The organism is Pseudomonas fluorescens (genome assembly GCF_002022275.1).
In the GTDB taxonomy this organism is placed as follows: Bacteria; Pseudomonadota; Gammaproteobacteria; order Pseudomonadales; family Pseudomonadaceae; genus Aquipseudomonas; species Aquipseudomonas fluorescens_AJ.
This window is the reverse complement of sequence record NZ_MSDF01000009.1, coordinates 36,537-62,341: the sequence shown is the minus strand read 5'-3', so window position 1 is coordinate 62,341 and position 25,805 is coordinate 36,537. Positions and strand designations below refer to the sequence as shown.

28 protein-coding genes and 1 pseudogene are annotated in these 25,805 nt (G+C 61.4%); 16 read left to right on the top strand and 13 right to left on the bottom strand.

What is annotated here, in order from left to right; all coding sequences use genetic code 11:
• Positions 1-33 precede the first annotated feature (33 nt).
• From BFW87_RS04550 to BFW87_RS04540, 3 genes are all read left to right on the top strand, one after another.
• Complete coding sequence (locus BFW87_RS04550) at positions 34-963, top strand: aliphatic sulfonate ABC transporter substrate-binding protein (RefSeq protein WP_078738777.1); 930 nt, start codon at positions 34-36, stop codon at positions 961-963.
• Positions 964-1,211: 248 nt separating this feature from the next.
• Positions 1,212-2,216 carry an ornithine cyclodeaminase family protein gene (locus tag BFW87_RS04545; RefSeq protein WP_078738776.1) on the top strand — a complete coding sequence of 335 codons (1,005 nt, stop codon included), beginning with the start codon at positions 1,212-1,214 and terminating at the stop codon, positions 2,214-2,216.
• On the top strand, positions 2,213-3,607 hold the full coding sequence (locus BFW87_RS04540) for an aromatic amino acid lyase (RefSeq protein WP_078738775.1): 1,395 nt from the start codon (positions 2,213-2,215) through the stop codon (positions 3,605-3,607). The genes BFW87_RS04545 and BFW87_RS04540 overlap by 4 nt, the downstream gene beginning before the upstream one ends.
• 105 nt (positions 3,608-3,712) lie before the next feature.
• Here BFW87_RS04540 and gstA read toward each other — a convergent pair whose 3' ends face one another.
• The gene (gstA, locus tag BFW87_RS04535) at positions 3,713-4,315 is read right to left on the bottom strand and encodes a glutathione transferase GstA (RefSeq protein ID WP_078738774.1); all 603 of its coding nucleotides are present in this window, start codon (positions 4,313-4,315) and stop codon (positions 3,713-3,715) included.
• A gap of 96 nt (positions 4,316-4,411) precedes the next feature.
• On the opposite strand from gstA, the gene BFW87_RS04530 reads away from it, so the two are divergent.
• The 3 genes and pseudogenes from BFW87_RS04530 to BFW87_RS32545 all read left to right on the top strand — a co-directional run bounded on the left by BFW87_RS04530 (position 4,412) and on the right by BFW87_RS32545 (position 6,768).
• Positions 4,412-5,281 (top strand): LysR family transcriptional regulator, encoded by an 870-nt coding sequence (locus tag BFW87_RS04530; protein ID WP_078738773.1) that lies wholly within the window; start codon positions 4,412-4,414, stop codon positions 5,279-5,281.
• A gap of 122 nt (positions 5,282-5,403) precedes the next feature.
• Positions 5,404-6,225 (top strand): annotated as a pseudogene (locus BFW87_RS32550) (PAS domain-containing protein); the annotation flags it as partial.
• The gene (locus BFW87_RS32545) at positions 6,199-6,768 is read left to right on the top strand and encodes a methyl-accepting chemotaxis protein (protein WP_371319317.1); all 570 of its coding nucleotides are present in this window, start codon (positions 6,199-6,201) and stop codon (positions 6,766-6,768) included. The pseudogene BFW87_RS32550 and the gene BFW87_RS32545, both read left to right, overlap by 27 nt.
• A gap of 166 nt (positions 6,769-6,934) precedes the next feature.
• On the opposite strand, the gene BFW87_RS04520 is transcribed toward BFW87_RS32545, so the two are convergent.
• The 5 genes from BFW87_RS04520 to BFW87_RS04500 all read right to left on the bottom strand — a co-directional run bounded on the left by BFW87_RS04520 (position 6,935) and on the right by BFW87_RS04500 (position 11,756).
• Positions 6,935-7,444 carry a hypothetical protein gene (locus tag BFW87_RS04520; RefSeq protein WP_078738772.1) on the bottom strand — a complete coding sequence of 170 codons (510 nt, stop codon included), beginning with the start codon at positions 7,442-7,444 and terminating at the stop codon, positions 6,935-6,937.
• 133 nt (positions 7,445-7,577) lie between these two features.
• Entirely contained in the window at positions 7,578-8,993 is a 1,416-nt protein-coding gene (locus tag BFW87_RS04515; RefSeq protein ID WP_078738771.1) for an MFS transporter, read from the bottom strand.
• A 141-nt stretch (positions 8,994-9,134) separates the two neighbouring features.
• Positions 9,135-9,872 (bottom strand): NAD-dependent epimerase/dehydratase family protein, encoded by a 738-nt coding sequence (locus BFW87_RS04510; RefSeq protein WP_078738770.1) that lies wholly within the window; start codon positions 9,870-9,872, stop codon positions 9,135-9,137.
• A 16-nt stretch (positions 9,873-9,888) separates the two neighbouring features.
• Positions 9,889-10,521: a glutathione S-transferase family protein gene (locus BFW87_RS04505; RefSeq protein ID WP_078738769.1), complete on the bottom strand. Its 633-nt coding sequence runs from the start codon at positions 10,519-10,521 to the stop codon at positions 9,889-9,891.
• A 203-nt stretch (positions 10,522-10,724) separates the two neighbouring features.
• Entirely contained in the window at positions 10,725-11,756 is a 1,032-nt protein-coding gene (locus tag BFW87_RS04500) for a LacI family DNA-binding transcriptional regulator (protein WP_176159708.1), read from the bottom strand.
• 212 nt (positions 11,757-11,968) lie between these two features.
• Between BFW87_RS04500 and BFW87_RS04495 the strand changes: the two genes are divergently transcribed.
• Together BFW87_RS04495 and BFW87_RS04490 are read left to right on the top strand one after the other, a co-directional pair.
• A complete protein-coding gene (locus BFW87_RS04495) occupies positions 11,969-12,502 on the top strand; it encodes a gluconokinase (protein WP_078738767.1) in 534 nt (177 codons plus the stop codon).
• A gap of 84 nt (positions 12,503-12,586) precedes the next feature.
• Positions 12,587-13,939 (top strand): GntP family permease, encoded by a 1,353-nt coding sequence (locus BFW87_RS04490; RefSeq protein WP_078738766.1) that lies wholly within the window; start codon positions 12,587-12,589, stop codon positions 13,937-13,939.
• Between the two features lie 45 nt (positions 13,940-13,984).
• Here the strand turns inward: BFW87_RS04490 and alaC are convergent, their stop codons facing one another.
• Positions 13,985-15,196 (bottom strand): alanine transaminase, encoded by a 1,212-nt coding sequence (gene alaC, locus BFW87_RS04485; protein ID WP_053139975.1) that lies wholly within the window; start codon positions 15,194-15,196, stop codon positions 13,985-13,987.
• A 196-nt stretch (positions 15,197-15,392) separates the two neighbouring features.
• Between alaC and BFW87_RS04480 the strand changes: the two genes are divergently transcribed.
• Positions 15,393-15,875 carry a GyrI-like domain-containing protein gene (locus tag BFW87_RS04480; RefSeq protein ID WP_078738765.1) on the top strand — a complete coding sequence of 161 codons (483 nt, stop codon included), beginning with the start codon at positions 15,393-15,395 and terminating at the stop codon, positions 15,873-15,875.
• A 36-nt stretch (positions 15,876-15,911) separates the two neighbouring features.
• On the opposite strand, the gene BFW87_RS04475 is transcribed toward BFW87_RS04480, so the two are convergent.
• Both BFW87_RS04475 and BFW87_RS04470 read right to left on the bottom strand, forming a co-directional pair.
• Entirely contained in the window at positions 15,912-16,517 is a 606-nt protein-coding gene (locus tag BFW87_RS04475; RefSeq protein WP_078738827.1) for a pyridoxamine 5'-phosphate oxidase family protein, read from the bottom strand.
• A 19-nt stretch (positions 16,518-16,536) separates the two neighbouring features.
• Positions 16,537-17,025: a GNAT family N-acetyltransferase gene (locus BFW87_RS04470; RefSeq protein ID WP_078738764.1), complete on the bottom strand. Its 489-nt coding sequence runs from the start codon at positions 17,023-17,025 to the stop codon at positions 16,537-16,539.
• Between the two features lie 146 nt (positions 17,026-17,171).
• On the opposite strand from BFW87_RS04470, the gene BFW87_RS04465 reads away from it, so the two are divergent.
• From BFW87_RS04465 to BFW87_RS04450, 4 genes are read left to right on the top strand one after another with little or no spacing between them, the layout of a single operon-like run.
• Positions 17,172-17,591, top strand: coding sequence for a YybH family protein (locus tag BFW87_RS04465; protein WP_078738763.1), 420 nt, complete (start codon positions 17,172-17,174; stop codon positions 17,589-17,591).
• Positions 17,592-17,633: 42 nt separating this feature from the next.
• Positions 17,634-17,978 carry a YciI family protein gene (locus BFW87_RS04460; protein WP_078738762.1) on the top strand — a complete coding sequence of 115 codons (345 nt, stop codon included), beginning with the start codon at positions 17,634-17,636 and terminating at the stop codon, positions 17,976-17,978.
• A 34-nt stretch (positions 17,979-18,012) separates the two neighbouring features.
• Positions 18,013-18,489, top strand: a complete 477-nt coding sequence (locus tag BFW87_RS04455; protein ID WP_078738761.1) for an SRPBCC family protein — start codon at positions 18,013-18,015, stop codon at positions 18,487-18,489.
• On the top strand, positions 18,486-19,709 hold the full coding sequence (locus BFW87_RS04450) for an RNA polymerase sigma factor (RefSeq protein ID WP_078738760.1): 1,224 nt from the start codon (positions 18,486-18,488) through the stop codon (positions 19,707-19,709). Before BFW87_RS04455 ends, BFW87_RS04450 begins: the two co-directional genes overlap by 4 nt.
• Before the next feature lie 121 nt (positions 19,710-19,830).
• Here BFW87_RS04450 and BFW87_RS04445 read toward each other — a convergent pair whose 3' ends face one another.
• Entirely contained in the window at positions 19,831-20,556 is a 726-nt protein-coding gene (locus BFW87_RS04445) for an SDR family oxidoreductase (RefSeq protein WP_078738759.1), read from the bottom strand.
• Positions 20,557-20,667: 111 nt separating this feature from the next.
• Here BFW87_RS04445 and BFW87_RS04440 point away from each other — a divergent pair, with 111 nt between their 5' ends.
• Positions 20,668-21,510, top strand: coding sequence for a LysR family transcriptional regulator (locus tag BFW87_RS04440; protein WP_078738758.1), 843 nt, complete (start codon positions 20,668-20,670; stop codon positions 21,508-21,510).
• A gap of 122 nt (positions 21,511-21,632) precedes the next feature.
• Here BFW87_RS04440 and BFW87_RS04435 read toward each other — a convergent pair whose 3' ends face one another.
• Complete coding sequence (locus tag BFW87_RS04435; protein WP_078738757.1) at positions 21,633-22,511, bottom strand: LysR family transcriptional regulator; 879 nt, start codon at positions 22,509-22,511, stop codon at positions 21,633-21,635.
• An 89-nt stretch (positions 22,512-22,600) separates the two neighbouring features.
• Here BFW87_RS04435 and BFW87_RS04430 point away from each other — a divergent pair, with 89 nt between their 5' ends.
• Positions 22,601-23,041, top strand: coding sequence for a multidrug/biocide efflux PACE transporter (locus BFW87_RS04430; RefSeq protein WP_078738756.1), 441 nt, complete (start codon positions 22,601-22,603; stop codon positions 23,039-23,041).
• Here BFW87_RS04430 and BFW87_RS04425 read toward each other — a convergent pair.
• The gene (locus tag BFW87_RS04425) at positions 23,028-23,933 is read right to left on the bottom strand and encodes a LysR family transcriptional regulator (protein ID WP_078738755.1); all 906 of its coding nucleotides are present in this window, start codon (positions 23,931-23,933) and stop codon (positions 23,028-23,030) included. The genes BFW87_RS04430 and BFW87_RS04425 overlap by 14 nt on opposite strands.
• A gap of 50 nt (positions 23,934-23,983) precedes the next feature.
• Positions 23,984-24,742, bottom strand: coding sequence for an SDR family NAD(P)-dependent oxidoreductase (locus BFW87_RS04420; protein WP_078738754.1), 759 nt, complete (start codon positions 24,740-24,742; stop codon positions 23,984-23,986).
• Positions 24,743-24,846: 104 nt separating this feature from the next.
• Here BFW87_RS04420 and BFW87_RS04415 point away from each other — a divergent pair, with 104 nt between their 5' ends.
• A complete protein-coding gene (locus BFW87_RS04415) occupies positions 24,847-25,743 on the top strand; it encodes a LysR family transcriptional regulator (RefSeq protein WP_078738753.1) in 897 nt (298 codons plus the stop codon).
• Positions 25,744-25,805 lie beyond the last annotated feature (62 nt).

Here is a 25,805-nt window from a genome sequence, read left to right as displayed (position 1 = left end):
CGCAGAGCGTGGGAACGATCGGAGGTGGTAGAAATGGTTAAGTTTTTAAGCACGATTCTGGCTTCACTGGTGTTCAGCGGGGTGGCATCAGCGGCCGAGCCCATCACCTTGCGCATCGGCTACCAGAAAAGCTCGGTGAGCATGGTGCTCGCCCGTGAGCACAAACTCTTCGAAGCGGCGCTGCCCGGCACCCAAGTGCAGTGGATCGAATTCCTCGGCGGCCCGCCGCTGATCGAGGCGCTGAACGGCGGCAGCCTGGACATCGGCAATATCGGCGACATCCCGCCGATCTTCGCCCAGGCCGCCGGCATCGATTTGCAGTACTTCGCCGTCGAGCCCAACGAGGGTAAAACCGAGGCGGTATTGGTGCCTAAAGCCAGCACGATTCAGAGCGTGGCCGAACTCAAGGGCAAACGCGTAGCGCTGCTCAAGGGCTCCAGTGCCCACAACCTGTTCCTCAAAAGTCTGCTGCGCGCCGGTTTGCAGTGGAAGGATGTGAACGTGGTGTACCTGTCGCCGTCGGATGGCCGTGCCGCGTTTGAGCAAGGCAAGGTCGACGCGTGGGTGGTGTGGGACCCTTACTACTCGGCCGCCGTGGTCGATGGTTCCGCCCGCGTGCTGGGCGACGGCCAGGGCCTGAATCCGGCAGGCAGCTTCTTCGTGGTCAGCAGCCCGTTTGCCAAACAGCATCCGCAGGCCATCGCCACGATTATCAACGTCTTGGCCAAGGCGCAGCGTTTGTCCCTCGACCAGCCGGAAGAAAGCATCGCCTTGATGGCCAAGACCCTCGGCCTGCAACCGGCGGTGGTTAAAAGCTACTTCGAACACCGCTCACCCGCGCCGATCCGCCCGCTGGAAGCCGTGGATATCGCCAACCAGCAACGCACCGCCGACCTGTTCTTCGCCAACGGCCTGATCCCGAAAAAGGTCGATGTGCAGCAGGCCGTGTTCAAGGCCCCGTGACACTGCACTTCTGTGGCGAACGGGCTTGTTGTGGCGAGCGGGCTTCTGTGGCGAGCGGGCTTGCCCCGCGTTGGGCTGCGCAGCAGCCCCCCAAGGCTGCCGTGCAGTATCAGACGGAACGTGGTGGTAGTTCTGGGGCCGCTTCGCAGCCCAACGCGGGGCAAGCCCGCTCGCCACAGCAAGCCCGCTCGCCACACGAAGCGGGCTCGCCACAAAAAGCGCTAAAACCTTCAATCAGTGAGCAGACCATGCAACCGATCTACATCGACTTTCTCAACGGCCTCGACATCGACGAGCTGGGCCTGACAGACGACGAAATCCTCAACGCCATCGAAGCCAGCCTCGCCATCCAGGGTCGGGGCGAGGCAGTGATCGAGCCGCGTACCCACCTGATTCCCGGCGGCGACATCAACGGCCACTTCAACGTCTTGCGCGGCGTGCTGGGCGGCGACATCGGCTACGCCGGGGTCAAGGTGGTCGGAGATTTCGTCGACAACTACCGCAAGGGTTTGCCTTCCGAGCTGGCGATTCTCAACCTGCTCGACCCGGCCACCGGCATTCCCAAAGCCATCCTCGACGCCTCGGCGATCACCGATATGCGCACCGGCGCGGTCACCGCCATCGGCGCCAAATACCTGGCCAACCCCGACAGCAAAGTACTTGCACACATCGGCGCGCGCGGCACCGCGTACTGGAACGTGCGCCTGCTCGACCACCTGTTCGACTTCGAGGAAATCCGCGTGCACTCGCGCCGCAGCGAAAGCCGCGAAGCCTTCGCCGAACGCCTGCGCCGCGACTTGGGCAAACCGGTGATCGTCACCGACGATTGGGAAAGCACCGTGCGCGGTGCCGACATCGTGGTTGAGGCCTCGCGCCTGGATCAGCCCGAGCCGTTGTTGCGCACCGACTGGATCAAGCCCGGTGCCTTCGTAGTGCCCTACGGCACCATGAGCGCGGTGGAGCTCTCACTCACCGACATCATGAGCAAACTCGTGGTGGACGATTGGGGCCAGTGCAAAGGCGGGATGTTTGGCGCATTGCGCGCCCACGTCGACGCAGGAAAACTCAGCGCAGAAACCTTGCACGCCGAGCTTGGGCAGATCGTGGCCGGCTTGAAAAGCGGCCGGGAAAACCCCGCAGAAACCATCCTGTTCTGGCACCGTGGCCTGAGCCTCAGCGACATCGCTCTGGGCCATGCGTTGCTGGAAAAAGCCAAGCGCCTGGGGATTGGCCAGCGGCTGCGCTGGGCATGATTCACCTTGACCCTGAAGGCCTGAAGCTGGCGGATTTGCTGGCAATTGCCCGGCGAGACACGCCCGCAGATTTCACCGCGCAGGCGCGCCAGCGCATTGACGACGGCCACCAATTACTGCTGAAACTCGCCGCCGCCGGCATGCCGATTTATGGCGTGACCACAGGTCTCGGTGCAGCGGTGGATACCGCGGTGGCGCCTGTACAGGCGAGTATTCCGCTGGGGCGTGCGGTGGGGGTGGGGCGCCTGGCCAATCGAGAGGAATTACGCGCCATTACCGCCGCACGTTTGGCCGGGTTGGCCCAGGGGCGTTCAGGTATATCGCTGAGGGCTGCGGATGCGCTGCTGGCTTTACTCAACTCCGGCGCCGAGCCCGAGGTGCCGCTACTCGGCTCGCTCGGCGAAAGTGACTTGGCCCCGTTGGCGCATCTGAGCCTGGCGTTGACCGTGCCGTTGACCGGCAAAGACGGCCTCGCGCTGGTCTCGGCCAACGCGGCCAGTGTCGGCCTCGGCGCCTTGCTGGTGGCCGAAGCGCAACAGGTGCTGGATGCCTTGCTCTCTGCGCTGGCCTTGTCTTGCGAAGGCTACCGGGCCAACCTCAGCCCCTTTCAGCCGTGGGCGTCGCGTTTGCGACCGGCGCCAGGGCAAACCGGGCAGTCGGCAGCGTTGTTGGCGTTGCTTGACGGTGGCGAGTTGGCGGACAGCCCACGCCGTCTGCAAGACCCATTGAGTTTTCGCTGCGCCACAGTGGTTCAGGGTGCGGCGCAACAGGCGTTGCAGCAATTACGTGAATTGATCGAACTGGAACTGCGCAGCGGCGCGGATAACCCGGCGTTGATCACGGAAGAATCGCTGGTGTTGGCGACGGCGAATTTCGACAGCACGCATCTGGCGCTGGCGGCTGAAGGGTTGGGGCTGGCATTGAACCGGGTCGCCGCGTGCAGCGCCGAGCGCATTGCCAAGCTGCTGTCGCCCGCGTCCAGCGATTTGCCGCGCTTTCTGATCAACCGGCCGGGGCATGTCGGGATGGCGGCGTTGCAACGCACCAGTTCGGCGCTGGTTGCGGAGATTGGGCATTTGGCGAACCCGTTACCGGCGATCAGCGTGCCAGTCGCGGATCGGGTGGAAGACTATGCCGGGCAAGCCTTGGCCGTGGTCGACAAGACCCGCCGATTGACCGAGCGGGTGTTGTGGTTGGTGAGTATCGAATTGATTGTTGCTGCGCAAGCGGTGGACCTGCGTGGCGGGCTGCAACTGGGGCAGGGTACTCGGCGGATTCATGCGGCCGTGCGTAGCCAGGTGGCGCATCTTGATCAGGACCGTTCGGGTTCGGTGGATGTGTTGGCATTAAGCGCCATCATCACCAATGGCCGCCTGAACCCCTCTCTCTAAATCAATGGAGATCAACTGTGGGAGCTGGCTTGCCTGCGATAGCGGTCTATCTGATATACCGCCATCGCAGGCAAGCCAGCTCCCACAAGTTGATTGCATTTCAGGTCAGGCAGCTTCGGCGGCCAAAGCGGCCACTACCGCTGCCCGTTCCCCCACTCGCTGTTGAAACGCCGCGAGCGCCGGCCATTCAGCCAAGTCGATAGCGTGGAAGGCCGCCCAACTCAACACCACGAACAAATACGCATCCGCCACCGAATACTGCTCACCCAACAAATAATCCTGCCTCTCCAGCGTTTGCACCAGAATCGTAAAGCGCTTGAATAACTTGGCTTTAAACATTTCCCGCACGTCACCCTGAATCGCACTGTTAAAGAAAATCGCCAACCCGCCATGAATCTCACTGGCGATAAAATTCAACCATTCCTGCAAGCGCACCCGCTCCCAACTGCCATTTACCGGCGCCAAACCGGCATCGGGCTTCAAATCGGCCAGGTATTGCAGAATTGCACTCGCCTCGGTCAGCACCTGGCCATCCTCCAGTTGCAGCGCCGCTACGTAACCCTTGGGGTTGATCTGCAGGAAATTCTCGCCATGGGCAGTGGTTTTCGCTTGGTTATCGACTTGCACCAGTTCAAACGGCAGCGCCAATTCCCGCAGCACGATATGCGGGGCGAGTGAACAGGCGTGTGGGAAGAAATACAGTTTCATCTAGGGCTACTCGGTAGGGTTTGCGCCAGTCTCGCGGGCGTGGCACCGTGCGTAAAATTAAACCTTCAGACCCCACCCATAAGGACAGCTACTGCCATGATGAACCTGATGCACTGGCGCCTGCTGGTAGCCGTGGCCGATCACGGCAGCATCACCGCCGCCGCCGAGCAGGTGGGCATGACCCAGTCCGCCGCCAGCCAGGCCATGGCGTCCATGGAAACCACACTGGGCGCGCAACTGTTTACCCGCGAGCCGCGCAAGACATTGCCCACTGCGCTGGGGTTGAGCGTGATCGAGCAGGCACGGGTGATGATGACGGCGCTGCAGACCATTCGCACCACCGTGGACGAAGCGCGGCCCCTGTTGCGTGGGAGCATTCGCATCGCCAGCTTCCCCATGGTGCTGGCGGCGTTTCTGACACCGTTGTTGCAGCGTTTCCGGCAATTGAACCCGGGGATCGACGTCACCACCCTGGACGTCACCGACAGCGAGGTGCACACCTTGCTCAACGCCGACCTGATCGACTTGGGCGTGGTGCTCAACCCCAAGCCCGAGCTCAATGCCACGGTGTTGGGCCGTGACTTCTGGATGGCGGTGCTGCCCACCAGCCACCCCATCGCCCAGCGCCCGTTTGAGGCGACGGTGACGCTGGCTGAACTGTTGGAACAACCTTTCGTCCTGGCCACGGGCGGCTGCACCGCCAACGCGCGCAGCCTTGGCACGGCAGCGGGGCTGACCCTGCGTGATATTCGTGTGGAAGTGCGCGAATGGAACAGTGCCTACAGCCTGGTGCGCGAAGGCGTCGGCGTCACATTGGTCCCCGAAATGGCCCTGCCGGCCCAGCGCAACGGCCTGCGTGTGATGCCGTTAACCGAGCCGCTGCACCGCGAATTTGCCTTGGTCGGCTCACCGTCCCGGCCGCCTTCCGCTGCCGTCAGTGCATTGTTAAAAATGCTGGCTGACTAGTGGCCTTGCATAGCGCCAAGCCCTGTCTATGCTCACCCAGAACCGTTGATGACGTTTAGCATATAAAGCGTTTCGGATGGTTATTTCCCCATGAAGGTTTGCCAGCACTATCCAAAAAATGAATGGAATGCGCCTTTCGGGCGCCGGGAATCAAGGGTGATCTGACCATGTTTAACCGCCAGCACAAATCCGACCTGCAAGAAATCGAACGTTTCTCCTGTGCCCTCACCGAAGCCAACGCCAAAATCGCCGCCATCAGCCGTTCCATGGCAATGATTGAGTTCGACCGCAATGGTGTGATCCTTGATGCCAATGAAAACTTCTGTAAAACCATGGGGTACAGCGTCGAGGAGATTCGCGGCAAACATCACCGGATTTTTTGCGAAGAGGCCTACAGCCACACTGAGGCCTACGCCAAGTTGTGGCGTGACCTGGCGCGGGGCGAAGCCTTGAGCGGTACGTTTATGCGCCTGAACAAGCGCGGCGAGGAAGTGTGGCTCGAGGCCAGCTACATGCCGGTGCTAGGCAGCGACAATCAGGTACAGAGCGTGATCAAAGTGGCATCGGATATTTCCGCACGGGTCCACCACGAACACGAAAACCAGAGCCTGATCGACGCCATCAGCCGCTCGATGGCGGTGATCGAGTTCACGCCTCAAGGCCAGATCCTTAACGCCAACGACAATTTCCTGCGCACCGTGCAGTACTCGCGTGAAGAAATCATCGGCCAGCACCACAGCATGTTCTGCCATCGCGCCGAGGTTGAATCGCCGGCGTACAAGGCGTTCTGGGCCTCGCTGAATCGCGGCGAATATCACTCGCACCGGTTTGAACGCAAGAATAAATACGGCAAAACCCTGTTTCTGGAAGCGTCTTACAACCCGATTTTCGACGCCAGCGGGCGCCTGTACAAAGTCGTGAAATTTGCCAGTGACATCACCGACCAGGTCACCACCTTGCGTACAGCCGCCGACTCGGCCCACGCCACGTCGGTCCAAAACGACGCCTGCGCGCGCAAGGGCTCGGAAGTGGTGCAGCAAACCGTGCAGATCATCGAAGAAATTTCTCACGACCTGAACCAGGCGGCGCAGAGCATCGACGCGGTGAGCAAACAGTCGGACATCATCGGCGCCATCGTGCAGACCATCCGCAGCATTGCCGAGCAAACCAACATGCTGGCGCTCAATGCGGCGATCGAAGCGGCGCGGGCCGGAGAACACGGGCGCGGGTTCGCGGTGGTGGCGGATGAAGTGCGCAGCCTTGCAGCACGCACCAGCCAGGCGACGGTGGAAATTGTGGATGTGGTGCGCAAGAACCACGACCTGTCGGTGAGCGCGGTGTCGAGCATGCAATCGAGCTTGAGCCGCACCGGGCTGGGCGTTGAATTGGCGAACGAGGCGGGGCAGGTGATCCTGGAAATTCAGGAAGGCTCACGGCACGTGGTGGATGCGATCAGCCAGTTCAATTCGACCCTGCAGTTGCAGTAAGCCCAGAGCTTTTGTGACAAACCCGCCTTATGTGGGAGCTGGCTTGTCGGATCGCCGCACCGCTGCGATAGCATCAACTCGGTGTACCTGATACACCGAGGTGTCTGCATCGCAGGCAAGCCAGCTCCCACACAAGCCAGCGTTGGCATGAGTTCAGTGGTGTCTGTTAGATCGCGGCCAGTGTTTCTTTCACCGACTGCGCAGGGTCAGTGGCTTTCGCCGCTACCTGCTGCTGGGCCTGCTGCTTCACCCGATCAGCCACTTCCTTGGAAATCGCGTCCTGCTTGTCCTGCGGCATGGCCTGCACTTGCGCTTCGGTCAAACCCTGTTCCTTGAGCAATTGCTCACGAATGCGTTCGGCCGGGGATTTGTTCATGAAGTCGGTGAACTCAGCGCGCGCGGTGCCGCTGGTCGAATCGGTGGCCGGCACATCCGCTGTCGGCGTGGTGGCCGTGGTGCTGGCCTGCAACTGCACGCGGGTCTTGGCGAACGCTTCGTCGATGCGATCGTTGGCCTTGTCCAGGTCGGTCTGTGCAGTTGGCACCGTGACGCTTTGCTGCGCAGCTTGCGCGGCGCCGCTGTAGAGCGCGCTGGCGGCGGCGTTGGCCGGGTCCATGTCGGAGCGCTTGAGCTGTTGGATCGTCGCCTGAGCCTGGGGATTGTTGTTAACCAGCATGATCATTCACCTGCGGATGTGTTCGGTCCGACGGGTGGAGCAAATAGCATGCCGACGGTGAAACCCCCGTTTTTACAGGGGATGGCGGCGCCGATGCGGCAACAATTGTCGCGCCGGCGGCCAACCGTTGCCGTCAGTGGGCGATATTTTCCAGCGCCAGGTTGCGCGTGCGCGGCCCGAACCCACCGATGGTGATCATCACGATCAACATGCTGCTGGCAATAAATGCCAACACACCCGGCGTGCCCAAGTGTTCGAGGATGAGCCCGATCAACAAGCTGCTGAACACCGTAGACAAGCGGCTGAACGAATAGCAGAACCCTACTGCCCGTGCGCGGATATTGGTCGGGAACAATTCGCTCTGGTAGGAGTGAAAACTGAAGGTCAGCCAGGCGCTGCAAAAGGTAATCATCACCCCGCAGACCACCAGCCCCACCGCCGTGGTTTGCAGGGCGAACAGGCTGCCGAAGATCATCGTGCCCATGGCCGAGCCAACAATCTGCCATTTGTTTTCAAAGCGGTTGGCCACCTTCAAAAACAGCAACGGCCCCAGCGGGTAGGCGAGGGTGATGATGAAGGCGTAGAGCAAGCTGTGGGTCACGCTCACGCCCTGGCCCGACAGCAATGCCGGCAACCAATTGCCGAAGCCGAAAAAGCCGATGGCCTGGAAGACGTGGAACACGATCAGCATCAACGCGCGGCGGCGGTACGGCGGTTGCCAGATATCGGCAAAACGCCCGCTGCCTTGCACGCTGATGGCTTGCGGTTCCGGCTCATCCAGCGGTTTGCCGAGATCTTTCTCACAGCGTGTTTCCAGGTTTCTCATGATCACATCGGCCTCATCGAAGCGACCTTTTTGCGCCAGCCAGCGCGGCGATTCCGGCAAGCGCTTGCGCAGTTGCCAGATAAACAGCGCAAACACCGCACTGCTCAACACCACTAGGCGCCAGCCGGAGATGCCAAACGGCGCCTGGGGCACCAGCCACCACGACATCAGCGCCACCGCTGGCACTGACAGGAACTGGATGAAAAATGCAAAGGCAAATGCCGAGCTGCGCATGCGCTTGGGCACCAGTTCCGAGAGGTAAGCGTCGATGGTCACCAGCTCAATGCCCAGGCCAATGCCCACCAGAAAGCGCATGCAGATGATGCCCATGGCGGACGTCTGAATGCCCATCAACACGGTGGCGACCGTGTACCAGATCAACGCAAAGGTGAAGATCGCTCGGCGCCCGAAGCGGTCGGCGATGGGGCTGAGCAGGCTGGCGCCGAGGAACAGGCCGAGGAAGGTCGCCGAGGCAAACGCCGCCTGGTCCGAGAAACCGAAGACGCCCTCGCTGCCGGTGTGGAAAATCCCGTCGCTGATCAGGCCTGGGCTGATATAGGCGGTCTGGAACAGGTCATACAGCTCGAAAAAACCACCGATCGACAGCAACGCCACCAGGCGCCAGATTGTGGCGACGGCGGGCAAGCGGTCGATGCGTGCGCTGATGTGGGCGGCGCGGACCGGGTCGATGCCGTCGGTGATTGAGGCAGTGAGTGTCGACATGGGGCGGATTCCAGGGGCGGTGACCTGGAATCTTAGCTGCCTAACGGAAGTCGGCGCTTGTGAAGTTGCGTGCGGCAGGCCACACATTCGCCGATTTATTGCGCCAGGGCCTCGGGTTTCAAGGTTTTATGGCGCTGGCGTTCAGTAGGTGATGGGGATGTTGAAGGTCTGAAAAGCATCATCCACCGGCTGGTAGCCCAGCACTCGCGTGGTTTCGCTGAGGTCCAGGCGCTTGAAACGGTTATTGGAAATGCCATGAGCGATCAGGTGTTTTACGCCTTCAGCTTCCACGGAACGCTGCAGCAATTGCACCGCGTCGCGCGGGCTGAGCCAGGCGCTGAGGTCGCGGGCGTTGTTCAGGTCGTGGGTTTCGGGGAACTCAAAGGCGCCGATGCGCAGGGCAATCGTCGACAGTGGGGTTTTCGCGGCGTAATAGCCGCACAGTGCCTCGCCGTAGCATTTGCTCACGCCGTACAAGTTGGCGGGCATTACCGGCATGCCGGGCGTGATCTGCCGGTCCACCGGGTAGCCTTCAATGGTTTGCGCGCTGCTGGCGAACACCACACGTTGCACGCCCGCGGTCACGGCGGCTTCGAACAAATAGGTGGTGGCGAGAATGTTGTTCGGCAGTAATTCGTCGAACGAGGCGCTGGCGTGGGGGATGCCCGACAGGTGCACAACCACGTCGATGCCTTCGAGCAAGGCGGCCAGTGCGGTTTTATCGCTGAGGTCGGCGCTGATGAAACGGTGCTCGCCGAGGGCGAAATCCGGTGCGATACGGTCGGTGAGGGTGAAGCGGTAGCGGTCTTTCGAGGCCTCGAAAAACGTCTTGCCGATTCTGCCGCAGGCGCCGGTGAGTAATACGTTGAGTCCTTTCACGGTGAAGTCCTTGTGTTTAGTTGTGGCCGTCGAGGGCGAAGGTTTTGAAGCCAGGGCGCGCGCTGAGGCGCTGGTAATAGGCCGCAATGGCCGGGTAGGGTGGGCGCTCCATCGGCGTCATCTGCCAACGGTGCACCGAGAGGCCGATCAGGATGTCGGCGAGGGTGAATTCATCACCGGCTACAAAGGCGCCGGTTTTGGCCAGTTGGTGTTCCAGCAGGCCCATCTTGTCATTCCACACCTGCACGGCAGCGGCAATCTGCGTTGCATTCAGGCCGTCGGGATTGTTGCGCACCAGCGCGGTAAAGGCCTCGCCCCAGGCGCGATTGAGCTCGACGGCTTGCCAGTCCACCCACTGCTCAACCCTGGCGCGTGGCGCGGGCTCGGCGGGCAGCAGGTCGTGGCGTTGGTAAAGGCCGATGAGGTAGCGGCAAATGGTGTTGGACTCCCACAGCACGCCATGGTCGTCGATCAACACCGGAATTTGCGCGTTGGGGTTCAGGGCCAGGAATTCGGGAGATTGGGTGGGCTTGAAACCGATGCCCCAGTCTTCGCGGGTGTAGTCGATGCCCAATTCCTGGCAAGTCCACAGGACTTTTCGCACGTTAATGGAGGAGGTGCGCCCCAAGATTTTCAGAGAATGTCCCATGGTGCTTTCCTGGCAGGGGAGAGCGGCCAATCTAACAGGGGCTGCCAGCCACGGCGATGCCTCCCGTTGGGCACAGTGTAAAAATGTGGGAGGGGGCTTGCTCCCGATGGCTGAGTGTCAGTCACTAAATACATCGACTGATCCACCGCTATCGGGAGCAAGCCCCCTCCCACATTTTGATTGTGTTGAGGCTTTAGAAGAACTCAGGTGCTCTCGCGCACCTGCAACTCAAACCCCATGTCCACTACCGGCTTGGCAATCTTGTTGCCGGCCATGATCGTCAACAAATGCTCCGCCGACCGCCGCCCAATCGCCTCACGCGGGGTGCTGATACTGCTCAAGCGCGGCACCATGAAAGACGACGCCGGCAAGTCGTTAAAGCCCAACACGGCCACACGCTCCGGCACTTTTATGCCGTGGCGCAGGGCTTCCAGCAGCGCACCCTGGGCCAAGTCGTCGTTACCGAAGAAGATCGCATCCACATCCGGATGCGCCGCCAGCAACTGCAAAAACAACTCGCCACCCAAACCCACAGACGACGGCCGCGGCGTCAGCAACTCCAACGCCGGGTCATACATGCCCGCCTGTTGCAGCGCGCGGCGAAAACCTTCACCGCGCAGTAACGTGCGCTGATCCAGTTGCGCGCCGATATACGCCAAACGCTTGCGCCCACGGGACAGCAAATGCGCTGCCGCTGTTTCCCCCGCGTTCAACTGTGAGAACCCCACGCAGTTCACCCCGGCATTCGGGTCCAGATCCATCATGTACACGCAGGGCACATTGCTGGCCTCGACCATCCGTCGTGCGCTTTCGGTGCGATCAAACCCGGTCAGCAGCAAACCGCGTGGCTGATAAGCCATGTAGTTGCGCAGCAGGTTTTCTTCTTCGTCGCGCGAATAGTGGGAATTGCCGATCAGCACTTCAAAGCCCTTGGGCCGCAGCACTTGGTGGATGGCTTCCAGGGTTTCGATAAACAGCAGGTTGGACAGCGACGGCACGATGACCACCACCGAGTGGCTCTGCGCCGACGCCAGGGCGCGGGCGGCGGGGTTGACCACGTAGTTCAGCTCGGCAGCGGCCTGCTGCACTTTTTCCACCAGTTCGGTGGCCACCGTGCTGATGCCGCGCAAGGCGCGGGAGGCGGTAATCGGGCTGACGCCAGCCAGGCGGGCGACTTCATTAAGGGTCGGGCGACCCGTGGTGCGCAATTTTTTATCGTTCTTGGAGGTCATCAGGCGGCTTGCCAAACAAAAATCGAGGCACTAAGGTAGCGCTGTCTCCAAATGGCTGCAAATCCTTGAACGTTGGGTTGCCTGATCCTGTTCAAACCGTTGGAGCGGATGCACGCGTCACTCCATAAAAATGACAAGACGGCGCGGGAAAAGCCTGTTTTTGCACTAGCCTTACAGCGTGCAAAGGTAGCGCTATCTGCGTCCTGAGGTGTTTCATGAGTCAACCTGTTACCGCCCTGGTCATCATGGGTGTTTCCGGCTGTGGCAAGTCCAGCGTCAGCGAAGCCCTGTGCCGCCTGAACGGCGCCACCGCGATTGAAGGCGACAGCTTTCACCCCGCCGCGAACATCGAAAAGATGAGCGCCGGCCACCCCCTCAACGACGACGACCGCGCCGGCTGGCTCGACATCCTCTGCGATGAGCTGCGCCGCTCGCTCAAAGCCGGCGAACACCCGGTGCTCACCTGTTCAGCCCTGAAAAAGAAATACCGCGACCACCTGCGCGAAGCTGCGCCGGGCCTGGGTTTTGTGTTTCTGGAGCTGACCCGCGCCGTGGCCGCCGACCGTGTGTCCCATCGCCCCGGCCATTTTATGCCGGCAAGCCTGATCGACAGCCAGTTCGCCGCCCTTGAATCGCCCGTCGGCGAGCCGCTGACCCTGGCTTTGAACGCCAGCGAAGACAGCGTCGAGGACCTGGCCGAGCAAACCAATGCCTGGTGGCTGCAACACGGCTTTGAACCAACCCATTAATTTTTTGCCGGAAAAGATAGCGCTATCCCCGGCGAAAAATTCAACACCCGCTTTAATAACAACAACAAACAGGAGAGACCCCCCATGTTTGGCATGTCCCACGAGTCCTACCTGCTGCTAGACGCAGTGGTCACAATCATCGGGCTGATCTTTTTGATCACCAAGTTCAAGGTGCACCCGTTCATCGCACTGATCATCGCGGCCGGCTTCCTCGGCCTGACCTCGGGCATGCCCGTGGACAAGATCATCAAGGCGTTCCAGGACGGCTTCGGCGGGGTGCTCGGCTTTGTCGGCATCATCCTTGCGCTGGGTACGATGCTCGGCAAAATGATGGCTGAATCCGGCGGCGCCGATCAGATCGCGCAGACCCTGATTCGCGCCTTCGGCAAAGAGAAAGTCCAGTGGGCCATGATGTTCGCCGCGTTCCTGGTGGGCATTCCGCTGTTCTTCGAAATCGGCTTTGTGCTGCTGATTCCGCTGGTATTCATCGTCGCGCGCCGCACTGGTGTGTCGCTGATCAAGATCGGCATTCCGCTGCTCGCCGGCCTCTCGGCAGTCCACGGCCTGGTGCCGCCGCACCCGGGTCCGCTGCTAGCCATCGGCGTGTTTGGCGCGGACATCGGCAAGACCATCCTGTATGGCCTGATCGTCGCCCTTCCGACGGCCATCATTGCCGGCCCGATCTTCGGCACGTTTATCGCCAAGTACATCCCGGGCAACCCGTCCCAGGAACTGGTCGACCAACTGGCCCGCGAGACGGAAAACAAGAATCTGCCAAGCTTCAGCATCACCCTGATCACCGTGCTGTTGCCGGTGTTCCTGATGCTGCTCAAAACCTTCGCCGACGTCGCGCTGCCGGACGGCCATGCCATCCGCAACTGGATGGACATGATCGGCCACCCGATCACCGCACTGCTGCTGGCGTTGCTGCTGTCGCTGTACACCTTTGGCCATCGCCAGGGCATTCACTCCAGGCAAATCCTCAAGTTGCTCGACGCCAGCCTTGCGCCGACGGCTGCGATCATCCTGATCATTGGCGCCGGTGGTGGTTTCAAGCAGATGCTGGTGACCAGCGGCGTGGGTGACGTGATCGGCCATATGGCGGTGAACGCGCAGATCAACCCGATTTTGCTGGCCTGGCTGGTGGCGGCGGTGATTCGCGTGGCCACCGGTTCGGCGACTGTGGCGACCATTACTGGCGCGGGCATTGTGGTGCCGGTGGTTGGGATGATTCCGGGGGTTAACCGTGAGCTGCTGGTGCTGGCGACGGGCGCGGGCTCGCTGGTGTTGTCTCACGTCAACGATGCGGGGTTCTGGCTGGTGAAGCAGTACTTCAACATGACCGTGGTCGAGACGTTCAAGACCTGGACGGCGATGGAGACGATTCTGTCGGTGGTGGCGTTGATCTTTATCATGTTGCTGTCGATGGTGGTGTAATCACCGACTGATCGTTCCCACGCGGAGCGTGGGAACGATCATTGGTCAGGCCTTGGTAACCAGCCCGTCCGCGCGGAACATTCCACGAATCCCGCGCACGGCCTGGCGAATCCGGTCCTGGTTCTCGATCAGCGCAAAGCGCACATGATCATCGCCATACTCACCAAAGCCAATCCCCGGCGACACACACACCTTCGCTTCCAGCAGCAATTTCTTCGCAAACTCCAGCGAACCCATCGCGGCATACGCCTCGGGAATCTTCGCCCAGACGTACATCGACGCCTTCGGGTTCTCGACCATCCAGCCCAGCTCATGCAGGCCTTTGACCAGCACGTTACGCCGCTGACGATACTGCTCGGCGATGTCTTTCACGCACTGTTGGTCGCCTTCCAGCGCCGCAATCGCCGCAACCTGCAGCGGGGTGAAGGTGCCGTAGTCGTGGTAACTCTTGATCCGCGCCAGGGCGTTGACCAGTTCCGGGTTGCCGACCATGAAACCAATGCGCCAGCCGGCCATGTTGTAGCTCTTGGACAGGGTGAAAAACTCCACCGCAATGTCCTTGGCGCCCGGCACCTGCATGATCGACGGGGCTTTCCAGCCGTCGTAGACGATGTCGGCGTAGGCCAGGTCGTGCACCACCAGCACGTCGTACTGCTTGGCCAGCGCAATCACGCGTTCGAAGAAATCCAGCTCCACACACTGCGCGGTGGGGTTGGACGGAAAGCCCAGAATCATCATTTTCGGCTTGGGGATCGAGCCGCGAATCGCCCGTTCCAGCTCGGCGAAAAAGTCCACGCCAGGGATCAACGGCACCGAGCGCACCTGGGCGCCGGCAATCACGGCACCGTAGATGTGAATCGGGTAGCTGGGGTTGGGTACCAATACCGTGTCGCCCTGGTCCAGGGTGGCCAGCATCAAATGCGCCAGGCCCTCCTTGGAACCGATGGTCACGATGGCCTCGGTTTCCGGGTCGATGTCCACCTCATAACGGTCCTTGTACCAGCGCGAAATCGCCCGGCGCAGACGCGGAATGCCTTTGGAGGTGGAGTAGCCGTGGGTGTCTTCACGCTGGGCGACGGTGACCATTTTTTCCACGATGTGTGGAGGCGTGGCGCCGTCAGGGTTACCCATGCTCAAGTCGATGATGTCTTCGCCGCGCCGACGCGCAGCCATCTTCAGCTCGGCAGTGATATTAAAAACGTAGGGGGGGAGTCGATCTATGCGCGCAAAGCGGCGCGGCGAACCTTGGTCGGCCATTTGTTGCCTCGAAGTACGTAAGCGCCCGGAACCGTCCGAGCGACGTCGGCCACTGCGGTGGCCTGCGGGGCAGACAATACGGTCGATGATGGCCAGTTGTCCAGATGCGTAGGAAAATTTTCTGCTTGGAGTACAGCGGGGATATCCCCCTATACTCGATGCGGGTTTGTTCCCTCATAAGAAGGAGACTGTTCGTATGGATCAGCAGACAAAACAACCGTTAGAGCCACGCATGGAAGCAGGCAAGGCACTGGTCATCGCCGGTGTAAAAGGGCGTTACTCAAAAGCCACCATCGGCGATATCCCCAAGCTGTGGGAGCTGTTCGACACCTGCATCAAGGACATCAAAAAGCGCGTCGGCGGTGTGACGTACGGCATGTGCCATAACCCCCATCACGGCGAATTCGATTACCTGGCCGGGGTTGAAGTGCCGAGCAAGAGCGATGTGCCGGGCAACTTTGAGTGCGTCGAAATTCCGCCACTCAACTATGCCGTGTTCCCCCATCACGGGCCGGTGCAGGCGCTTGAGCAAACGTACGAGCGCATCATGTTCGAATGGCTGCCGCACTCGGGCTACAAGGTGATGGGCTCGGATTTCGAGCGCTACAGCGCGGATTTCGATGCGCGCAAAGGGACCGGAACCGTGGAAATCTGGCTACCCGTCGGCGAAAGAGGCTGATCACTGCCCCTGCAGAAGCCGGCTCCTGCAGGGGTATCAATACAACGTGCTTCTGACCCGCTCCGGCATCTCGCGGTCATACGCCTCGGCGTCAAACTGCCCATCATTGAGCCGCTTGTGAAACGCCCCCGCCGACGGCAACGCCGAGCGGTCCAGATGTTTTTCCGGGTTCCAGCAATCGGAGCGCACAAAGGCTTTTGAGCAGTGGAAATACGCCGCTTCCACCTGAACCAGAATCACCGACCGCGCCGGCTTGCCGTTCACCGCAAAACTCTCAAGCAACTCGGGCTCGATGGAAATCTGCGCGCGACCATTCACGCGCAGCGTCTCGCCAATCCCGGGGATGATGAACAGCAAGGCAATGCGCGGGTCCTGCACCAAGTTGCGCAGAGTATCCAGACGGTTATTCCCCGGTCGATCCGGAATCGCCAGCGTGCGCTCATCCACAACCCGCACAAACCCCGGCACATCCCCGCGTGGCGAACCGTCGATGCCGTCCGGCCCGGATGAACTCACCACCACCAGCGGCGACGCCCGCACCATGGCCTGGTAATCCTCGTTGAGAAACGGGATTTCCTTGCGCACCGCCCGCTCGTGGGGGAGGCCGTAGAGGGTTTCGAGTTGTTCGAGGGTTGTCAGCATGTTCATCACCTCTGTCAGTTCAAAAGACCAGCGCCAGCCGGCGTTCGTAACCTATACGTCCTTTATACGCCTCCCCGCTATCCACCCACCCAGCCCCCAGATACAACCCCATCGCCGCCACGTTGTCCGCGTCCACCGACAACTCCAGCGCCTTGATCTCTGGCCACGCTTGCCTCGCCACCTCGGGTAGCGCCTGTAAACACACCTTGCCAAACCCCCGGCCCTGTTGCCTGCGATCCACTTGCAGCGCATGCAACGTGGCGCTGTGTTCATCGGCCCAATGGGGCAGGCACGGCGGGCGTTTGAGCAGCAGGAATGCCACGGGGATTTCATCGGCGAGCAGGGCGAAACCCTTGATGCCGGCGGGGTTGGGGTTGACCAGCAAGCTGTTCAGCGCGCAGTAGATATCACCGGAATACGGCACTTGCTCGGGATGCACTTGCAGGGTGTCGAGTTGCTGTTTTTGCTCAAGGCTCAGCGTCTCATAGGGGACGAGGCGGGTTTCCATACGGGGAGTTATCCAAATCCTACAAAGAGGCGTGGATTCTAGCGGGTTTGCCGGGGGCGAAATTATTTTTCCAGGGGCTGTCGATTTGCCGGGAGGCCGTTCGACTAAGGGTGTCTTCCGTGATTTTCACCCCAAGGAGTATCACCATGAGCACTGCAATCAACACCCTGATCGAGCAATGGAAACAAGCCGTGACCGCCAAGGATGTCGAGAAAATTGTCAGCTTTTACGCCGACGATATCGTCGCGTTCGACGCCGTTGGTGCCCTGCAGTTCAAGGGTAAAGCCGCATACCGCGCGCATTGGCAGGCCTGCATGGAGTTTTGCCCGGGCCCCGGTGTGTTCGACTTTCATGAGCTGCACATCGTTGCCGGCGAGGACAGCGCCTTTGCCCATTGGCTCGCGCACTGCGGCGGCAGCGGGCCGGACGGCGTGCTCAAAACTTGCTGGATGCGTGTCAGCGCCGGTTATCAGCGGGTTAACGGCGAGTGGAAGGTGGTGCATGAGCACTGGTCCGCGCCGTTTGATATGGAAACCGGTGCCGGTCTGTTCGACCTGAAACCTTGAGCGCCGCGAACTATAGTCAGTAGTCCGAAAACGGAGAGACACATGAAATACCTCTGCCTGATCTGCAGCAACGAACAGGTGCTGCACACCTCGCCCGACAGCCCGGCGGACCCGGAGTGTTTTGCCTACGCCGAGGCCATTGCGGCCAGTGGGCGGATGCTCGCCGCCGCGCCGCTGGAATCGGTGACTACCGCCACCACCGTGCGCATGCGCAATGGCAAGGTGTCGATTACCGACGGGCCATTTGCCGAAACCAAGGAGCAACTCGCCGGGTTTTACTTGATCGAGGCCAAGGACCTCAACGAAGCGATCCAGGTGGCCGGTGGCATTCCGGCGGCCCGGGTCGGCAGTGTGGAAGTGCGCCCCGTGCGTGAATTGAATCTCTGACCCCAACAATCATAAGACTCAAGAGGTTGACCCCATGACCCCGCAACCTGCCGAATTTGAACTGTCCATCAGCCGCCTGATCGACGCCCCGCGCGCCCGCGTATTCCGCGCCTGGACCACCCCCGAGCTGTTGCAACAGTGGTGGGGGCCCCACGGCATGACCACACCCGAGTGCGAAATGAACCTGTGGGTCGGTGGTCTGTTTCGCACCCTGATGCGCGCACCGGATGGTGCTGAATACCCGACCTCGGGGGTATTTCTGGAAATCGATGCGCCGAACCGTCTGGTGTTTACCGATGCCTACGCGCCGGGCTGGATTCCTTCGGGCAAGCCGTTCATGACCGCCGAGGTCACCTTTGAAGACGTCGATGGCAAAACCCGCTACACCGCCCGCGCCATGCACTGGAGCGCCGAAGACAAGCAGGCTCACGAAGCCATGGGGTTTCACGATGGCTGGGGCCAGAGCCTTGATCGTCTGGTAACTCTGGTGACCCAGGGCCTGCGCGATTGACGCCTCAGGTCGAGGCGATTTACCGCAACGAATCACGTCGCGTACTGGCGACGCTGATTCGCTTGCTCGGCGATTTCGACCTGGCCGAAGAGGCGTTGCACGAGGCATTTTTCATCGCGGTGCAGCGTTGGCCGCAAGACGGCGTGCCGGACAACCCACGAGCGTGGCTGGTCTCCACCGGCCGCTTCAAGGCCATCGACCGCCTGCGCCGCCAGGCGCGTTTCACCCCGTTATTGCAGGAGCAGGCCGACGCGCTGGAAGCAGCAGACTGGAGTGAAGAAGACGTGGAAGACGACCGCCTGCGCCTGATCTTCACCTGTTGCCACCCGGCACTCGCCGCCGACGCCCAAGCGGCGCTGACCCTGCGCGAGATCTGTGACCTCACCACCGAGGAAATCGCCCACGCCTTTCTCGCCACGCCCACCACCATCGCCCAGCGCATCGTGCGTGCCAAGGGCAAGATCCGCGAGGCGAAAATCCCCTATCAAGTACCGTCCCTGGCCGAGCTGCCCGAGCGCCTCGACAGCGTGCTGCGGGTGATTTACCTGGTGTTTAACGAGGGCTATTCGGCGTCCATGGGCGCCGATATTACCCGCGAAGAGTTGACCGGCGAGGCCATTCGCCTGGGCCGCTTGCTCATGGAGTTGCTGCCGGAACCGGAAGTCATGGGGTTGCTGGCGCTGATGCTGTTGCATGAATCCCGCCGCGCGGCGCGCACCTCGGCGGACGGTGAGCTGGTGTTGCTGGATGAGCAGGACCGCAGTGTGTGGGACGCCTCCTCAATTGCTGAAGGCTGCATGCTGGTGGAACAGGCACTGACCACCGGGCATTACGGCCCGTATTGCCTGCAAGCGGCCATTGCTGCGGTGCATGCCGAGGCCGCAACTGCGCAAGAAACGGATTGGCCGCAGATCGTTGGGCTTTACGACGTGTTGCTTCGGCAAATGCCCTCGCCGGTGATCGAACTGAACCGCGCCGTGGCGGTGGCGATGGGGCAGGGCGCGTTGGCGGGGTTGCAGTTGGTGGAGGGGATTTTGCAGCGCGGTGAGTTGCAGGATTACCACCTGGCGCACTCGGCGCGGGGCGAGTTTTGCCGGCAGTTGGGGCGGGTTGATGAGGCTCGTGATGCCTATGAAAAAGCCCTGTCACTGACCGGGCAAGCGCCAGAAAAACGCTTCCTTCAGCGACGCCTGGCCGAACTCAAATCCCTCAAACAATGAAGATCACCTGTGGGAGCTGGCTTGCCTGCGATCGCTTCACCCGGTTGTTCAGTTACACCGAGGCGATGCCATCGCAGGCAAGCCAGCTCCCACACAAGCCCGCTCCCACATTTAAACTGCGTTACGGCTGCTGGCGCGTCGCCGCCAACACAATCTCGCGAATGCACACATGCTGCGGCTGCTGATACGCATAGGCAATCGCCGACGCCACATCCTCAGCACTCAGCACAGTCCCGCCCATGTCCTGCTTCCAGGCCTGGTAACCGGTCTTGATCGCCTCATCCGTGGTGTGGCTGAGCAGTTCAGTTTCCACCGCGCCCGGCGCAATGGTGATCACGCGCACATTGCTTGGCGACAATTCCTCGCGCAGGTTTTCCGAAATCCCGTGCACGGCGAACTTGGTGCCTACATAAGCGACGTGATTCGGGAAGGTCTTGCGCCCGGCCACCGAGCTGACGTTGATGATGGTGCCGCCCTTGCGCGCGACCATGCTGCCGGCCACCGCGTGGATGCCGTTGAGCAGGCCTTTCACGTTGACGTCGAGCATCTGCTCCCACTGCGCCGGGTCTTGCTCGCTGACGGCGCCCAGCAACATCACGCCGGCGTTGTTGATCAGTGCGTCGGCCGGGCCGAATTGGGCTTCGGCTTCTTTCACGGCCGCGACCAGAGCGGCGCGGTCGGTGATGTCGACGCCACGGTTCAAGGTATTTGGCAGGCCCAGTTTTTCAAGGCGGTCGATACGGCGCGCCAACAGCAGCAGCGGGTGGCCGGCGGCCGACAACAGGCGGGCGGTGGCTTCGCCAATGCCGGAACTGGCGCCGGTGATGATGATCAGTGGCTTGCTCATAAATGCACTCCTGGAATAAGAAAAAACGATAACTGAATCGTTGGCGCAGTATATTTACCCCTGCCAAGGCTGAAAAATGCCTTATTCCTCTGTCTGCCATCGGATAAAGCTATGGATGTGCGTCACCTCAAGGCCTTTCTCGCGGTGTTCGAAGAACGCAACATCACCGGGGCCGCCCAGCGTTTGTTTATCAGCCAGCCGACCCTGTCGGTGACCATCAAGCAGTTGGAAGACGAACTGGGCGTGGCGCTGTTCGTGCGCCAGCCGCGCGGTGTGGAGGTGAGCGCCGAAGCGCGGGTGCTGTACCCGCAGGCACGGCGGATGGTGGCCGAGGCGGAGGCGTTGAGCCGGCTGTTTCGCGGACGCGAAAATCGCATCGCGCTGGAGCTGGGCGTAGAAGGCGATATCGCCGACAGCCAGATCGAAACCTTCCTGCGCATGGCGCATCAGGGGCTGCCGGGTTTGCTGCTGACCTTGCAGGAAGGCTGCGAAGGCGATGGGCGCTTGGCTGTGGAGGAAATGTGCTGCGAGGACGAATTGTTCCTGCCGCTTTGGGAAGAGTCCTACGTGATGGCGTTGCCAGCGGCTCACCCCATGGCGCTGGCGGGCAAAGAACAGGCCTGGGCACCGATTGAAGACTGGATCACCTGCCCGCAGCACGACTCCCATCAACGCCTGATGGCGCTGTATGGCCGTTCGCCGCAAGCGGTGGCCGGGCATGCCGGGTCGTTGACTCAGGCGTTGCACATGGTGGCGGCCGGTGTGGGCGTGGCGATGTTGCCGCAATCCATGGCTGCCGAGCGCGCCGGGGTGGTGATTCGCGAGTGGCACCTGCCGGCGCCGACGCGCCGGGTAGGGTTGTGTTTCGCCGCGCAAGCCCTGGAGTTACCCGCACTGCGCGCCTTGCACGAATACTTCCAGACCAACCGCCCGCCGCAGCTCTCCGCCGCCTGACCCCGATCCAATCTTCAACACAGTCCAAATGTGGGAGCGGGCTTGCCTGCGATAGCGGTCCATCAGTTAGCGAAGATGCAAGCTGAACCACCGCCATCGCAGGCAAGCCAGCTCCCACAGGTTTAATCAGCAGTGTCTGGAAGTGATGAATCGAGCATCAGCCCCAGCATCCAGCTCCCCGCAGGCCCCGGCGGGTGGTGGCGCGACCACAGCACATCCACCGCCACCGAGCGTGGCCAGCTGCGCACTGTCAGTTCAACCAGCCCCGCATTGCCAAACCGCTCCACCAGCCAACGCGGCAGCGCGGCCCAGCCGAAACCGAGTTGGGCCATTTCCATCAGCATCAGAAAACTCGGTGCCGACCACACGCGGCCGGTGGGGCGTATCTCGTTGGGGTTGATGATGCTCGCCAGGCGCAGTTCGCGGTGTTGCTGCAAGGTCTGCGGATCGATCTCGTGCAGGCCCGCCAATGGATGCGTGGGGGCGACGAACAGCGCGAGTTCCGTACGTTCCGCCACAGGTGCACGGCTCAGGTCGGGTGGGTAAACCTCTTGTGCCTCGATGAAGGCAATGTGTGCCCGACCGCTTTGCACCAGGTCTATCAGGTCTTCGCACTCGGCAATAAGCCATTCCAGCTCCAGGTCCGGGTAGCGTTGTTCAAAGGCCTTGAGGGCGATTTCGAAGCGCTCCGACTGGTAGGTGTCAGACATGGCAATACTGACTTTCGGCTCCAGCCCCTGCGACAACTGGCTCGCCGCCAACTCGAGCCGGCTGCTGGCCTCCAGCACCTGCTCGGCGCGTTGCAGCAGCACATGCCCGGCTGGGGTGAGCGTCGGTTTGCGGCTGCTGCGATCAAACAGCTCCACATCCAAGTCAATCTCCAGGCTCGCCACCGCCGCGCTGACGGTGGACTGGCTCTTGCCGAGCTTTCGCGCCGCCGCAGAAAACGAGCCCTGGGTGGCCGCCTGCACAAATGCCTGCAGCACTTCGTTTGAGGCCATGACTATCGCCCTGATCGATGGTTATTGGTTATGAAGTATCGAGTCTAAGGGTAATCATGGCAACCATCGTCACTCACGGAGCGCAGGTTATGCACCCTACCAAGTCGATTACTGAACGCGTTGGCCAAGCCTTGGGGTTTGAAGGTTTGGCCTTGTTGATCTGCATACCGCTGCTGGTCTGGATTACCGGCCGACCCGCTCTGGAAATGGGTGCGGTCACCCTGGGCCTCAGTTTGCTGGCGCTGACCTGGAACATCATTTTCAACAGCCTGTTTGACCGCCTCAAAGTGCGCCTGCAATTGTCCGGCGGCGTTTGGACCCGCGTGTTACACGCGCTGCTGTTTGAAGGCGGGCTGATTATTGTCGCGGTGCCGTTGATCGCGGCTTGGATGAACATCAGCCTGATGCAGGCGTTTATCCTCGACATCGGCGTGCTGCTGTTTTTCCTGCCCTACACCTATGTGTATCACTGGGGGTATGACGTGATTCGGGAAAAAGTCGTACAGCAACGCCTGCCTAGCCAAGCTTGAGCGCGGCGACAAACTCCAGAAACGCCCGCACCTTGGCGGCGGGCAAATGCCGCGACGGGTAGTAGGCGTACAGCGGAAAACGCTCGTCCGGCCAGTCCGGGAACAACTCCACCAAGCCGCCGGCCTTGAGTGCTGGCGTCAGGCCCAGGTCGAGCATCTGCGCCACGGCGTGCCCGTGTTCACACACGCTGTATAAGGTGCTGGCGTCATTGACCACCAAGCGGCCACTGGTGCGCACCGTCAGTTGCTCGCCGGGGCGGTGGAACTCCCAGGCAAACGGGCGGCCGGTTTGCGAATCGCGAAAGTCCAGGCACATGTGCCCGCTTTCCAGGTCTTGCGGGGTGGTGGGCCTGCCGTATCGCTCAAGGTAGGCGGGGGCGGCGACGGTGAGCACGCGCACTTCCATCAGTTTGCGTGCGATCAGCGAGGAGGATTGCGGGATGCCGAAGCGAATGGCCAGGTCGAAGCCGTCGGCCACCAGGTCGCCGAGTTGGTCGCGGGTGTGCAGGTCCAGTTGCAGTTGCGGGTACTGGCGCATGAAGTCGCCGAGCACCGGCCCCAATACCAGCCTGGAAAAGTACGGGTCGATATTCACCCGCAAACGCCCGCGCACGGTGAGGGCGCTGTCGGCGGCCGAGTTGGCGGCCTCCTCGAGACCGGCCAGCAGCGGGGCGATTTCCTGATAGAAACGGCGCCCCTCGTCGGTCAATTGCACCGAGCGGGTGGTGCGGTCGAACAGACGAATCCCCAGGCGTTTTTCCAGGCGCGAAATCGCCCGGCTGACGCCCGAGGGCGTCATGTCCAGGCTGTCGGCGGCGCGGGCGAAACTGCCACAGTCCACTACCGCCGCCAACACGCCCATGCCGCCGGCCAAGCCTGGATCAAAACTCATCGGTGATTGCCTGTCAGGGATCTGAAGGCATTGATGCTAGCGCAGAATGTTTAAAGAAACATGCCGCCCGACGCTTCGATACGCTGCCCGTTGATCCAGTTGCTGCCATCGGCCAGCAGCACCGAGAGGGCGCCGCCGATATCGTCCGGCAAACCCACGCGGCCCAAGGCTGTGTTATTGGCCACCATGCTGTTCACATGGCTGTTATCGCGTACGGTGCCGCCGTTGAAGTCGGTGGCAATCGCGCCGGGTGCCAGGGTGTTGACGGTGATCCCGCGCGGGCCCAACTCCTTGGCCTGGTAGCGCGACAGCACTTCCACGGCGCCTTTCATTGAGGCGTAGGCCGAAGAACCCGGCAGGGTAAAGCGTGTCAGGCCGCTGGAGATATTGATGATGCGCCCGCCATCGCCTATCAGCGGCAGCAGTTTTTGCGTAAGGAAATACGGCGCCTTGAAGTGGATCGCCACCAGTCTGTCGAACTGCTCTTCGGTGGTGTCGGCATAGCTGGTATGGGCGCCAACCCCGGCGTTGTTGATCAGAAAATTGAAGTGATCCTGTGCGAAAACATCCTTGAGCACGCTGCCGACTTCGCCGACGAAGTCATTGAAGGTGCTGCTCTGGCCAACGTCCAGTTGCAGCATGGCAGCGCGGCCGCCCAGGGCTTCGATCTGCTCGACCACGGCTTGGGCCTCGGCCGCTGCGCTGTGATAGGTGCCGATGATGTCGACGCCTTGCGCTGCCAGGTGCAGTGCGGCGCTTTTACCCAGGCCGCGACTGGCGCCGGTGATGAGTGCGATTTTACGGGTCATGGTGCAGTCCTCTGAGTGATCGTGGGACTGAGTGTATTTGTCCGGCCATAACGTGATAAACAGGGTGCTACCGGAAACACTGGCCGGATAAGGCGAACAATCCCATGAACAAACTTGAGCTGTTGCGCACCTTTGTGCGGGTCACCGAATTGTCGAGTTTTACCCAGGCGGGCGAGAGCCTGGGCTTGCCGCGCTCCACCGTGTCCGAACATGTGCAGGCGCTGGAAGAGCTGCTCGGCGCGCGCCTGTTGCAGCGCACCACGCGCAAGGTGCAGGCGACCCAGGACGGGCGCGTGTTGTATGAGCGCAGCAAGGATCTGCTCTCGCACATGGAAGAACTCGAAGGCCTGTTTCGCCAGAACGAGGCGCAACTCAGCGGGCGTATTCGCGTGGACATGCCCAACGTGATGGCGCGGGAATTGATCCTTCCGCGCCTGCCGGCGTTCATGGACGCGCACCCGCTGATCGAGCTGGAAATCAGCAGCACCGACCGCCAGGTTGACCTGCTCGCCGAAGGGTTTGACTGCGTATTGCGTGTGGGCGCGCAGCCGGATCAGTCGGTGGTGGCGCGGTGGCTGTGCAGCATGCCGATGATCAACTGTGTGAGCGCCGGTTACGTTCAACGCTATGGCAAGCCCGAGACCCTGGCTGACCTGGCCCATCATCATCTGGTGCATTACGTGCGGCCACTGGGCTCGCGCTCGCCGGGGTTTGAGTACGTGCAGGGCAACAAGGTGCACCGCGTGCCGATGGCCGGGCGGGTCACGGTTAACAGTACCGATGCCTACAGGGCAGCCTGCGTGGGCGGCTTCGGCATTACTCAGGTGCCGGCCCTGGGCATTCGCGATCTGTTGGCCAGCGGCGAGTTGGTGGCGGTATTGCCGGAGTACCCGGCTCCGGCGCTGGATGTGTCGTTGCTTTACGCGGGCCAGCGGCATTTACCGCAGCGGGTTCGGGTATTCATGGATTGGCTGGCGACCACCCTGCAATCCGTGCTCTAACGCCTGTCAGTCAAGGTGAGTACTTTCCCTGTGGCGAGCGGGCTGCTCGCCACAGTGACAGT

What these genes read in the sequence shown, in the direction of transcription:
- BFW87_RS04550 (WP_078738777.1), top strand. Translation starts at nt 34, where the DNA reads ATGGTTAAGTTTTTAAGCACGATTCTGGCTTCACTGGTGTTCAGCGGG.
- BFW87_RS04545 (WP_078738776.1), top strand. Translation starts at nt 1,212, where the DNA reads ATGCAACCGATCTACATCGACTTTCTCAACGGCCTCGACATCGACGAG.
- BFW87_RS04540 (WP_078738775.1), top strand. Translation starts at nt 2,213, where the DNA reads ATGATTCACCTTGACCCTGAAGGCCTGAAGCTGGCGGATTTGCTGGCA.
- gstA (WP_078738774.1), bottom strand. Translation starts at nt 4,315, where the DNA reads ATGAAACTGTATTTCTTCCCACACGCCTGTTCACTCGCCCCGCATATC.
- BFW87_RS04530 (WP_078738773.1), top strand. Translation starts at nt 4,412, where the DNA reads ATGATGAACCTGATGCACTGGCGCCTGCTGGTAGCCGTGGCCGATCAC.
- BFW87_RS04520 (WP_078738772.1), bottom strand. Translation starts at nt 7,444, where the DNA reads ATGCTGGTTAACAACAATCCCCAGGCTCAGGCGACGATCCAACAGCTC.
- BFW87_RS04515 (WP_078738771.1), bottom strand. Translation starts at nt 8,993, where the DNA reads ATGTCGACACTCACTGCCTCAATCACCGACGGCATCGACCCGGTCCGC.
- BFW87_RS04505 (WP_078738769.1), bottom strand. Translation starts at nt 10,521, where the DNA reads ATGGGACATTCTCTGAAAATCTTGGGGCGCACCTCCTCCATTAACGTG.
- BFW87_RS04495 (WP_078738767.1), top strand. Translation starts at nt 11,969, where the DNA reads ATGAGTCAACCTGTTACCGCCCTGGTCATCATGGGTGTTTCCGGCTGT.
- BFW87_RS04490 (WP_078738766.1), top strand. Translation starts at nt 12,587, where the DNA reads ATGTTTGGCATGTCCCACGAGTCCTACCTGCTGCTAGACGCAGTGGTC.
- alaC (WP_053139975.1), bottom strand. Translation starts at nt 15,196, where the DNA reads ATGGCCGACCAAGGTTCGCCGCGCCGCTTTGCGCGCATAGATCGACTC.
- BFW87_RS04480 (WP_078738765.1), top strand. Translation starts at nt 15,393, where the DNA reads ATGGATCAGCAGACAAAACAACCGTTAGAGCCACGCATGGAAGCAGGC.
- BFW87_RS04475 (WP_078738827.1), bottom strand. Translation starts at nt 16,517, where the DNA reads ATGCTGACAACCCTCGAACAACTCGAAACCCTCTACGGCCTCCCCCAC.
- BFW87_RS04470 (WP_078738764.1), bottom strand. Translation starts at nt 17,025, where the DNA reads ATGGAAACCCGCCTCGTCCCCTATGAGACGCTGAGCCTTGAGCAAAAA.
- BFW87_RS04465 (WP_078738763.1), top strand. Translation starts at nt 17,172, where the DNA reads ATGAGCACTGCAATCAACACCCTGATCGAGCAATGGAAACAAGCCGTG.
- BFW87_RS04460 (WP_078738762.1), top strand. Translation starts at nt 17,634, where the DNA reads ATGAAATACCTCTGCCTGATCTGCAGCAACGAACAGGTGCTGCACACC.
- BFW87_RS04455 (WP_078738761.1), top strand. Translation starts at nt 18,013, where the DNA reads ATGACCCCGCAACCTGCCGAATTTGAACTGTCCATCAGCCGCCTGATC.
- BFW87_RS04445 (WP_078738759.1), bottom strand. Translation starts at nt 20,556, where the DNA reads ATGAGCAAGCCACTGATCATCATCACCGGCGCCAGTTCCGGCATTGGC.
- BFW87_RS04440 (WP_078738758.1), top strand. Translation starts at nt 20,668, where the DNA reads ATGGATGTGCGTCACCTCAAGGCCTTTCTCGCGGTGTTCGAAGAACGC.
- BFW87_RS04435 (WP_078738757.1), bottom strand. Translation starts at nt 22,511, where the DNA reads ATGGCCTCAAACGAAGTGCTGCAGGCATTTGTGCAGGCGGCCACCCAG.
- BFW87_RS04430 (WP_078738756.1), top strand. Translation starts at nt 22,601, where the DNA reads ATGCACCCTACCAAGTCGATTACTGAACGCGTTGGCCAAGCCTTGGGG.
- BFW87_RS04425 (WP_078738755.1), bottom strand. Translation starts at nt 23,933, where the DNA reads ATGAGTTTTGATCCAGGCTTGGCCGGCGGCATGGGCGTGTTGGCGGCG.
- BFW87_RS04420 (WP_078738754.1), bottom strand. Translation starts at nt 24,742, where the DNA reads ATGACCCGTAAAATCGCACTCATCACCGGCGCCAGTCGCGGCCTGGGT.
- BFW87_RS04415 (WP_078738753.1), top strand. Translation starts at nt 24,847, where the DNA reads ATGAACAAACTTGAGCTGTTGCGCACCTTTGTGCGGGTCACCGAATTG.